The following is a 10,375-nucleotide window of genomic DNA, read 5'->3' on the forward strand; positions in this document are numbered from 1 at the left end:
TTGTTTAACATACACACTTTATACAAACTACTCAATACAAAAAAATGCTACTTGAGTTCGTAAAGTAACTTGACGGTCAATATTTACATTTATATCAGTGAGTTAATTAGGATTTCGAGCAAGTAACCCACTTTTTGTTGATAAGTATTTATCGTCTATTCGTAGATAGAATCCATTAAAATCTGGAAGTGACATTGAGCAAAACGATAAGCGCTTAGCCTGTACACTGCTTGCCTGTATCGATTTTATGATTATGAGCATTATTAAGGCTATATGGGTGAAAACGTAAATGTAATAAGTAAGAGAATAAAAAGCAGTAACATGAACGACACTCATATTATTTTCTAAAAACTATCGACCAAAACATTATAGGATCATCATGCTTAATAAAACCATTAGCTTAAGCACGTCATGCACTGTCGTTTATACTAAGTAGTGGCTTTTTAATTGCACCAATATCCTTTAGGATAGCACTATCCTATTTGCACGATTGCACCGATTTTTTATACCTATTAAAACTGATAAGTGAACCCTATTTTATGTCCGATGTTATCGATCACACGCTTGACCCAATCCTTGCAAATGAACCAATGGATACGCGCTCAGTGGCAGAGTTCGCTGAGCAAGCCTATCTTAATTATGCCATGTACGTCATCATGGATCGGGCGCTACCAAATATTGCTGATGGTCTAAAGCCTGTCCAGCGCCGTATTGTTTATGCCATGAGCGAGCTTGGGCTAAAATCGACAGCGAAGGCGAAAAAGTCTGCGCGTACCGTTGGTGACGTGTTGGGTAAATATCATCCGCATGGCGACAGCGCTTGTTATGAAGCGATGGTACTGATGGCACAGCCTTTCAGCTATCGCTATCCACTCATCACTGGTCAAGGTAACTGGGGTAGCCCTGATGACCCCAAGTCCTTTGCGGCCATGCGTTATACCGAAGCCAAAATGTCTGCTTATGCCAATACCTTGCTCGCGGAACTTGGTCAAGGTACGGTTGATTGGCAAGATAACTTCGATGGTACGATGTTGGAGCCAACCACCCTACCTGCCCGCTTGCCCAATATTCTATTGAATGGAACAACTGGTATCGCCGTCGGTATGGCAACGGATATTCCGCCGCATAACCTGAATGAGGTGGTACGCGCGGCGATTCGTCTGCTCAAAAACCCTGAGCTGTCGGTTAAGCAATTAACTCAATCGATACCAGCGCCTGATTTGCCAACCCCAGCTGAGATCATCACCAGCAAAAAAGACTTGCAAGCGATGTATGAGACTGGACGTGGCAGCTATAAAATGCGGGCAACCTTTCATATTGATCCGAAAGAGAAAAATCTTGTCATCATCAATGCCCTTCCTTACCAAGTATCAGGCAATAAGATTCAAGAGCAAATCGCCAAGCTGATGACCGATAAGAAACTGCCTTGGATTGTTGATATTCATGATGAGTCAGACCACGAAAATGCCTGCCGTATCGTGCTTGAGCTAAAATCAACACGGGTCGACGTGCAGCGCGTCATGAGCCATCTATTTGCCAGCACTGATTTAGAAAGCAATTACCGCGTCAATATGAATATGATTGGCCTAAACGGTAAGCCGCAGGTCAAAAACCTCAAAGAAATTCTAGAAGAATGGCTTGTCTGTCGCCGCTCAGTAGTCACGCGACGCTTGCAATATCGCCTTGATAAAATCGATAAGCGCTTGCATATCCTCGCAGGTTTACTGATTGCGTATCTGAATATCGATGAAGTTATTCGCATCATTCGTGAAGAAGACGACCCAAAATTATCATTAATGCAAGACTATGACCTGACTGAAATCCAAGCCAATGCTATCTTGGATATTCGTCTGCGTCAGTTGGCAAAGTTAGAGGAGATTGAGCTACGCCGCGAGCAAGATGATCTAGCTGCTGAACGCGCTATCATTCAAGAATACTTGGACAATCCAGATAGCCTGACCAATTTGATGATTGATGAGCTAACTGCTGATATGAAAGAACACGGCAACGAGCGCGTATCGCAATTGGCAGAACGCGAAGAAGCGCAAGCGCTCAAAGAATCTGACCTCGTACCAAGCGAGCCTGTCACCGCTATCCTATCGAAAGCCGGCTGGATTCGTGCGGCTAAAGGTCATGACGTTGATGCTGCTGGCATGGCTTATCGCTCAGGTGATAGCTACCAAGCCCACGTTCGCGCTAAATCTAATGAGAAGATCTACGTGCTCGATAGTACCGGACGCAGCTATAGTATCGATGCGCATAGCCTCGCTTCTGCTCGTGGTCAAGGCGATCCGCTCACCAGCGTCTTAAAACCACCAGCAGGCGCGACTTTCGAGCAATTGCTAACCGGTGATAATGACCAGCGCATCATCTTAGCCAGCTCGCAAGGCTACGGTTTTATCAATACCATTGGTAATCTAGATAGCAATCAAAAAGCTGGTAAAAATATCATCAATCTAGCGGCTAATAGCCGATTGTTACCCATCGCGCGTATAGATGCTCAAGCTAATTTGATGGTAAGCCCTGATAATAATGGCATATCTGTTAGCGAAAATAGCTCTACTCCTGATCATATCGCTGTCGTGACCAATGCTGGCTATTTATTAATCTTTGCACTGAGCGATTTGCCTGAACAGGCTCGCGGTAAGGGCAATAAGATGATTAACCTAAAAGGTGATGAGGAAGTGCTTACCATCACGCCACTCAGTAAACAGGACAGCTTAGTCATTACTGCTGGCAAGCGTCATGTGACCTTAAAGCCGATGGACTTAGCCAACTATACCTCTAAACGCGGTAGCCGTGGCGGTCAGCTGCCAAGAGGCTTTCAGAATGTGACGAGTGTTGAGGTAGTGAATTAAACTCTTTGAATTTAAACTTTGATATATATTGAGTACATCATGATTTGCTGTTCAAATTGTTTTAAAGATGAAGGCTTAAAATTAAAAGCTTTCATGTTAGGAGAAGAAAGTACTGACAACTGCCCAAACTGTGAAAGCCATTCGGGCGCTAAATTAGACAAAGAAATACTTATAAGGCTAGCTCATAGTTTTTTCGTATGGGGGTCATTATATAGATGTGATTATGGATTTTCACCAGTCATAGAGTTTAATGAATCTCAAAAAACTGATATTGATGCCACGCCTACTCTCAAAAAAGATATGGAACTATTTGAAAGAGCTTTAGGTATTGGGTTCTTTTACTATGGGCCAAGGTTATGGATGGTTGGAGAAAATGAGCCACTAAAAGACTTATGTGATACAGAAAAACGTTTTCAAATTATTGAAAAGATACTTTCTTTATACCCTACTAAAACATTAACTCAAGATGAGGTATTCTATCGATTAAGAATAAACCCCAATGAGCCTGATAATCATAGTCAGTATGATAGCCCACCGAGCCAATTTTTAGGTACTGGCAGACTAGACGATGTGGCTCATCCTATATTATATGGCTCTCAAGATATTGAAGTTTGTCTCCATGAATGTAGAGTAACAGCATTAGATGATATATTTTTAGCCACTATAAGACCTAATCTAAATTTAAAACTACTAGATTTAAGCCGAATTATAGATGAAGCATCAACTGAATTTGAAAGCGTAGACTTAGCTGTTTATATGCTTTTCTTAGCGACAGATCATTCCTACGAAACTATTAGAGAAATTAGCAAGAAGGTACAACAAGCTGGCTTTGACGGTATTATTTATCCATCTTATTTTAGCCTTCTTCGTACTGGAAGCATGCCATTTGATACAACTTATGGTATGTCAAATAGAAAAATACCAGAGTATAAAGCTTTTGAACAAAGTAAAATCGTAGAAAATATAGCTTTATTTGGATACCCTATTAAAGATGGTAAAGTCGAAATTAAGTGTATTAATAAAATCATACTAACAAACGTAAAATATAATATACAATTTGGACCAGTCATAAGCCCATATGCATAGCGCTACAATGGATGAAATGAAATATAATTACGATATTTGGATAACATCGAGCAGTTTTTCACTGAGCTTGATAAGCTTTTTTAAATGAATAACATAATAATAAAACAATCATATTTACTATAAATAGGACTTTCAAAGCCATTATGAATAATAAAACACCCACCCCCAAAATCATATTTTTTGATATCGACGATACTTTAAGCCGTAACGGTATTATCGCCGCGCACAACCAAGCAACGCTTGAAGCACTCGCCCAGACTGATATTAAACTGGTGATTTCAACCGGACGTTCCAAAGCCATATTGCCTGCTGATATATTAGCCTTACTTGACGCTGATGTATTGGATGCCATTATCTGTATGAATGGACAATATAGCTTTAATAAAGAGGGCATGATTAGTCATTATCCATTAACCGATACGCAGACCAACAAGATTGTAATGCTATGCCAAAAAAGTGAACTCATCCACAAATTTGACTCCGCAACGCATATTGCATGGTCACATGAAAACGCGCGCCTGCGTGAATACAATGCGATAACGCCTAATTCTATCCTTGACCCAGATTATCATAAGGCAAATACGGTTTATCAATGCTCGGTATTCTTTAACACTCAAGAAGAGAAAATGCAGGAAATTGACTTTGCCCAAGATGATTTAAAACTGGTGCATTGGCATCATATTGGCGCAGATATATTACCAATCGAGGCATCTAAAGCACGCGGTATCATCGATTTATGCCTGCATTACGATATTGATGCAAAGGATTGTATGGCATTTGGTGATGGGTTGAATGATTTAGAGATGTTTGATTTGGTCGGCTATGCGGTGGCAATGGGCGATGCAAAACCCGAGCTGATCGCGCGTGCGGATTTTGTCACTGGGACAATTGAAGAATATGGAATACAAGCGGTACTCGATCATTTGCATATAGCATCGTGACAGTGTGGGCTTGAATAGGGTCATTTATGAGTTTAGTCAAGCAGATGAATGGTCTGCAAATAGGCAGGTTGAACCATTCATTTGATCTATCACTACATTTAACTGCGTTTAAATACTACTCTATAAAGCCAACTACCTAGTTTATAAAGTGCGACAGCGATCAAAACAAAGATCAATGCGGCGATTAAATAAGCCAAAAAAGTGGGTAAATTAGTCAACCAGCCAATAGTGAATGCCACGCCAAGATAAGCTTCCAATGGCCAGCTTAACAAGGGTGTGTTCATACCATCATTGAAAAAAGCGATGATGGCGCACAGTCCTATAATAGCAGTAATAATGCCAGCGATTTTACGATTCGTCATCTCGTCTCTCTTGTACAATCAAGTCAATTTATTTAGTAAATAATGCCATTATTAAGGCATCGTTAAACCGCCATCAACTGCGATAGATTGACCAGTAATAGCTGAGCTCAAGTCAGATGCCATCAATAGTACTGAATTTGCAAAGTCGGCAACTGAGGTCGCTTGACGAAGTGGTGTCGTCGTTGCGATATAATCAAACACTTCTTCAGTGGTTAATTTACTAGCGTCAGTCGTTTTTAATAGTCCACCTGCTAGCAAGTTCACACGAATACCATATTGCCCAAGCTCCGCTGCTAGATTACGCGTTAGACCAATAAGCGCTGATTTTGCAGTGGTATAGTCATAATAAGTGACGACCGGATTATAAACCAAGTTGGTTGAGATATTGATGATCTTACCCATCTGCTGAGTTTTCATTTGTGGCAATACCGCTTGTACTGTATTGACGGCACCTTGGACAATGCCGTCAATTTGCTGAGAAAAATGTGCCCATTTCACAGTCTCAATACTGGTATAATCAGCACTCGGGTTAAACTGATAGCTTGGTAAAGCATTGTTGACCAATATATCAATACGTCCAAAACGTTCTATGACTGCCGCTGCCATTGCTTGCATTTGTGCTAAATCAGTTACATCCCCTTGATAAGTAAAAGCACGCCCGCCTTCTGCTTCGATATCAGCAACCACTTTTTCAGCCGCCTCTTTACTATGCAAATAATTCACGTAAACGCTCGCGCCTGCCGCTGCCATCTGCATGGCGATTTGAGCGCCGAGACCACGACTGGCGCCTGTGACGATAGCAATTTTATCAGTAAGAAGTGCCGGAATAACGGTTTGAGCCATGATGTTGTATCCTTTATTATTATGTTATGGTTAGAGTATGACTATACTTAAAGAGCTCTAGCTAAAGACCAAGTCACGCTTATCATAGCATGATTGATTGCTATCATTTCATGAGCAGTACTCCTAGCATTGGCTAGTGCTGAACGCAGTTAAATCACTGCCCTATAAATTTCGACTTACCATGATCATAACCGTATAATGAATTAATTTTATGACGGATCATGCGCCCGCTTTTCACCTTTTGCCCTAATTTAGGAGAGACATTTTGTCCCATTTATCTTTATCCAATTGGTCTACTCGCGCCTCTATTAAAATACTGCCGAAAGCATTGCTCTGTGCCGCCATCGGACTCTCTATTACCAGCTGTAGCAAATCTGATAACGCGCCTATCGATAGTTCTGCTACCAGCGATGTCACGTTGAACCTTTATAACTGGTCAGAGTATATGCCGCAAGAAATACTTGACGGCTTTACTGAAGAGACCGGTATCAAAGTCAATTACACCACCTTTGACTCTAATGAAGCCATGTATGCCAAGCTAAAGCTGCTTGATGATTCTAGCCAATACGACTTGGCGATTCCATCGACGTATTATGTCGAAAAAATGGCAAAAGAAGGTCTGCTACAAGAGCTTGATAAGTCTAAATTGAGCAATTTTAAAAACCTTGATACTTCTTTTACCAATACCAAGGTTGACCCAGAAAACAAATACTCGATTCCTTATATGTGGGGCAGCACCGGTCTTGCTATCAATGGCGAGACGGTTGATCCAGCCACGGTCAATAGTTGGAATGACTTATGGCGTCCTGAGTATAAAGGTCAAGTGATGCTGATGAATGATATGCGCGAAGTGTTTGGCATGGCGCTATTAACCCTAGGCTACTCTGGCAACAGTAGAAATCCTGACGAAATTAAAGCCGCTTATGAGAAGCTCACCACCTTGATGCCGAATGTGAAAACCTTTAACTCAGATGCTTCACGTATGCCATATATGGAAGGTGAAACCAGCGTCGGTATGACGTGGAATGGTGAAGCTATCATTGCTAATAGTGAAGGTCTCACTAGCTTGGTGTATAAATACCCAACCGAAGGTGCGATATTATGGATGGACAATTTTGTCATTCCTAAAAACGCCACGCAAGTCGATGCAGCCCACAAGTTTATAGACTATCTGCTACGTCCTGAGAACTCCAAAATTGTTAGTGAAGAGATAGGTTATGCGTCGCCTAATATTGCGGCACGTGAAATGATGCCAGATGACGTCAAAAATAATCCAACCATCTACCCTAGTAAAGACGTATTGGCAAAAGCTGAATTCCAAGAAGATGTTGGTGATGAAGCATTGCAGGTGTATCAACAGTATTGGGATAAGCTAAAAACCGGTCGTTAATCGTTGTTTATTAATGGCCGATTTTTGATAGCCGTTTTTAATAATTATGATCGTAAAAAAACGCTGACTTTATAGAGTCAGCGTTTTTTATTTATAAATGCAAATCTGTTTCACCGCCATGCTCCTCTATACGTCGTTGTTCACGGCGCTGGTAGCGCAGACCAGAAGCCGCAAACCACTGCGGCTTAGTCTCTTGTAATAAGTCACTAAGCTGCTGTAATTGCACTTGTAAAGTTTGTGTTAACCAAAAGTAGCCCTGCCATTCAAAGCCTAAATTTTCTACGCTTGGATATTCTGATAAGGTAATACGCGTAATAGGACGAAACACCTCATCACTTGGGCTACGCAACACTGCTGCCATATGTTGCATCACTTGTGTTAATTCGTGCTGATAATGTATGAGCAGGATATGATTATCCTCATCGATCTCGATACTGGCCAAGCGCGGTGCTGCCGTTAGCAGCAGATCAATCGTACCAATAATATTTCGGTGGGTACGTTGAATACTCTCAATTGTCTCTTTATCGATACCAGACTCGCTCGTTGTTGCTGCCAAATGGGGGCGTACCGCTAAGAGTCTTTTATTGATCTGCTGTAGCTCTATCACTAAGGCTTTGTTAACAGGTACGGCAAAGACTGTTGGATTGACGTACTGAAAAGCACCATCAATCAATTCTTCAGCAGTATCGATATGATTGCCTACCCTAGCATAAAGATTACTACAAGCATCGAGGTTACTAGCCAGTAAGAATCGCCACATCAATGTGGACTTCAATGGCAAAATCAATGTCGCTGCAACTGCAAGCCCTGTACCAAGTAAAATATTAAGGGCACGGTAGATACCATCTTGACCGATAGTGCTTTGACCCAAATCTGAGACAATCATCAACATGGTTATACCAGTCAATAACCCTGTGTAGCCAAGATTCCTAATCGCCAGATAGCCAATAATACCACTCATCAGTCCAATGATGACATAATCTACCCACAACCATGTCCCTACGCCTTGACTAAACCATACAATACCGAGCGCAGCACCAATACCTAATAAAGTACCAAGTACTCGCTCTTTAGCCTTAGTATAGATTGCACCTTGATACTGTAGCAATCCTAGAATAATAAAAACAGTGATAGTCGTCCATTCTCCATGTGGAAAATTGGTGACTTTATTGACTAATAAAGCGAGTATAACTGCCACGCCCAAACGTATAGCATGCAGCACATCAGCATGCTGATAGCGAGCGTATGGCTCTATCACAGGAGCGGTAAATCGTTGTAAAAAAGTCGGCTTCACGCAGCACATCTCTTATCATTAATGAGAATTAAAATTAAAAAAAGCATAAAAATAACGCCTTTTACCTATTAAAAGATAAAAGACGTTAAGTGTCAAAACAAGCTCGCACATCACCAGAAAAAGGCAAAGTTAAGTGAGCATTTGGGTGTCAATCAGGCTAATTACTACACTTCTAAATAATCTAAAATCCCTTCAGCCGCTTCACGACCTTCCCAAATGGCAGTGACTACCAAATCAGAGCCACGTACCATATCGCCGCCGGCAAAGATCTTAGGATTATTGGTTTGGAACTTAAAGGTTTGTTTTTCCGCTGCCAATACTCGACCAGATTTGTCCATAGAAATCTGCTGCGCGTCAAACCAATCCGCAGGGCTTGGACGGAAACCAAATGCCATAATCACTGCATCACAGGGAATAATCTCTTCTGAGTTGGCAATTGGCTCAGGATACTGACGACCGTTTTCGTCTGGTGCGCCCAGATGCGTCGTTACTACTTTTACCGCATTAACCTTACCGTTTAAGCCAATTATTTCAGTCGGTTGGCGGTTAAATAAGAACTCAACCCCCTCCTCGCGTGCATTGACCACTTCACGACGTGAGCCTGGCATATTTTCCTCATCACGGCGATAAGCACAGAATACTTGCTCAGCACCTTGACGAATACTGGTACGATTACAGTCCATCGCGGTATCGCCACCACCCAACACCACGACTTTTTTGCCTTTTAGGTCGATATACTCGCCTGAGTCTTTTTCCCAATCATTACAGCGATTGACGTTGGCAATCAGGTAATCTAGAGCGTCATACACACCCTCCAACTCTTCACCAGCAAAGCCGCCACGCATATAGGTATAAGTACCCATACCCATAAATACAGCATCATACTCACCGAGCAGCTCATCAATACTGACATCGGTACCAATTTCTGTCTCAAGGCGGAATTCCATGCCCATGCCTTCAAAGATGACACGGCGATTACGCATGACATCTTTTTCCATTTTGAACTCTGGAATACCGAAAGTTAATAAACCACCAATCTCTGGACGTTTATCAAAGATAACGGGTTTGACGCCATTTCTGACCAAGATATCTGCGCAGCCAAGACCTGCAGGTCCTGCTCCAATGATGGCAACCTTCTTGTCTGTCCAAATTACTTTAGACATATCAGGACGCCAGCCGAGGGCAAAAGCGGTGTCATTGATATACTTCTCGACATTGCCAATCGTCACGGCACCAAAGCCGTCATTGAGTGTGCAAGAGCCTTCACATAAGCGGTCTTGCGGGCACACACGTCCGCAGACTTCAGGCAAAGTATTGGTTTGATGACACAATTCTGCAGCTTGGAAAATTTGACCCTCAGCGGCTAGTTTTAACCAATTAGGAATGTAATTATGTACGGGGCATTTCCACTCACAATACGGATTGCCACATTCTAAACAGCGATGCGATTGCTGAGCGACTGATTCACTTTCAAACGGCTGATAAATTTCAACAAACTCTGTTGAACGCGTGGCGATGTCTTTTTTGATCGGCTCAAGCCTTGGCACATCTAAAAACTGAAAACTATTTTCTAAGCGTTTTGCCATGGTATTGTCTCTTTT

Annotated in this window: 8 protein-coding genes; 4 read left to right on the forward strand and 4 right to left on the reverse strand. The window is 41.9% G+C overall.

Annotated features, from left to right (window positions below):
- Positions 1 to 539: 539 nt before the first annotated feature.
- From parC to PSYCG_RS11230, 3 genes are all read left to right on the forward strand, one after another.
- Positions 540 to 2,858, forward strand: coding sequence for a DNA topoisomerase IV subunit A (parC, locus tag PSYCG_RS11220; protein ID WP_041772317.1), 2,319 nt, complete (start codon positions 540 to 542; stop codon positions 2,856 to 2,858).
- A gap of 39 nt (positions 2,859 to 2,897) precedes the next feature.
- Positions 2,898 to 3,944, forward strand: coding sequence for an RES family NAD+ phosphorylase (locus tag PSYCG_RS11225; RefSeq protein WP_020444302.1), 1,047 nt, complete (start codon positions 2,898 to 2,900; stop codon positions 3,942 to 3,944).
- Positions 3,945 to 4,087: 143 nt separating this feature from the next.
- Complete coding sequence (locus PSYCG_RS11230) at positions 4,088 to 4,885, forward strand: Cof-type HAD-IIB family hydrolase (RefSeq protein ID WP_020444303.1); 798 nt, start codon at positions 4,088 to 4,090, stop codon at positions 4,883 to 4,885.
- A 98-nt stretch (positions 4,886 to 4,983) separates the two neighbouring features.
- On the opposite strand, the gene PSYCG_RS11235 is transcribed toward PSYCG_RS11230, so the two are convergent.
- Entirely contained in the window at positions 4,984 to 5,247 is a 264-nt protein-coding gene (locus PSYCG_RS11235) for a hypothetical protein (protein ID WP_020444304.1), read from the reverse strand.
- Positions 5,248 to 5,298: 51 nt separating this feature from the next.
- Entirely contained in the window at positions 5,299 to 6,090 is a 792-nt protein-coding gene (locus PSYCG_RS11240) for a 3-oxoacyl-ACP reductase (protein WP_020444305.1), read from the reverse strand.
- A gap of 265 nt (positions 6,091 to 6,355) precedes the next feature.
- Here PSYCG_RS11240 and PSYCG_RS11245 point away from each other — a divergent pair, with 265 nt between their 5' ends.
- Positions 6,356 to 7,480: an ABC transporter substrate-binding protein gene (locus PSYCG_RS11245; RefSeq protein ID WP_020444307.1), complete on the forward strand. Its 1,125-nt coding sequence runs from the start codon at positions 6,356 to 6,358 to the stop codon at positions 7,478 to 7,480.
- 91 nt (positions 7,481 to 7,571) lie between these two features.
- Here PSYCG_RS11245 and PSYCG_RS11250 read toward each other — a convergent pair whose 3' ends face one another.
- Positions 7,572 to 8,783: an FUSC family protein gene (locus PSYCG_RS11250; protein WP_020444308.1), complete on the reverse strand. Its 1,212-nt coding sequence runs from the start codon at positions 8,781 to 8,783 to the stop codon at positions 7,572 to 7,574.
- A gap of 155 nt (positions 8,784 to 8,938) precedes the next feature.
- Entirely contained in the window at positions 8,939 to 10,360 is a 1,422-nt protein-coding gene (locus tag PSYCG_RS11255; RefSeq protein ID WP_011514477.1) for a glutamate synthase subunit beta, read from the reverse strand.
- Positions 10,361 to 10,375 lie beyond the last annotated feature (15 nt).

Source organism: Psychrobacter sp. G, from assembly GCF_000418305.1.
GTDB lineage: Bacteria > Pseudomonadota > Gammaproteobacteria > Pseudomonadales > Moraxellaceae > Psychrobacter > Psychrobacter cryohalolentis.

Excerpts from the sequence above, each read along its gene's own strand:
- PSYCG_RS11250 (WP_020444308.1), bottom strand. The coding sequence starts at position 8,783 with ATGTGCTGCGTGAAGCCGACTTTTTTACAACGATTTACCGCTCCTGTG.
- parC (WP_041772317.1), top strand. The coding sequence starts at position 540 with ATGTCCGATGTTATCGATCACACGCTTGACCCAATCCTTGCAAATGAA.
- PSYCG_RS11230 (WP_020444303.1), top strand. The coding sequence starts at position 4,088 with ATGAATAATAAAACACCCACCCCCAAAATCATATTTTTTGATATCGAC.
- PSYCG_RS11240 (WP_020444305.1), bottom strand. The coding sequence starts at position 6,090 with ATGGCTCAAACCGTTATTCCGGCACTTCTTACTGATAAAATTGCTATC.
- PSYCG_RS11255 (WP_011514477.1), bottom strand. The coding sequence starts at position 10,360 with ATGGCAAAACGCTTAGAAAATAGTTTTCAGTTTTTAGATGTGCCAAGG.
- PSYCG_RS11235 (WP_020444304.1), bottom strand. The coding sequence starts at position 5,247 with ATGACGAATCGTAAAATCGCTGGCATTATTACTGCTATTATAGGACTG.
- PSYCG_RS11225 (WP_020444302.1), top strand. The coding sequence starts at position 2,898 with ATGATTTGCTGTTCAAATTGTTTTAAAGATGAAGGCTTAAAATTAAAA.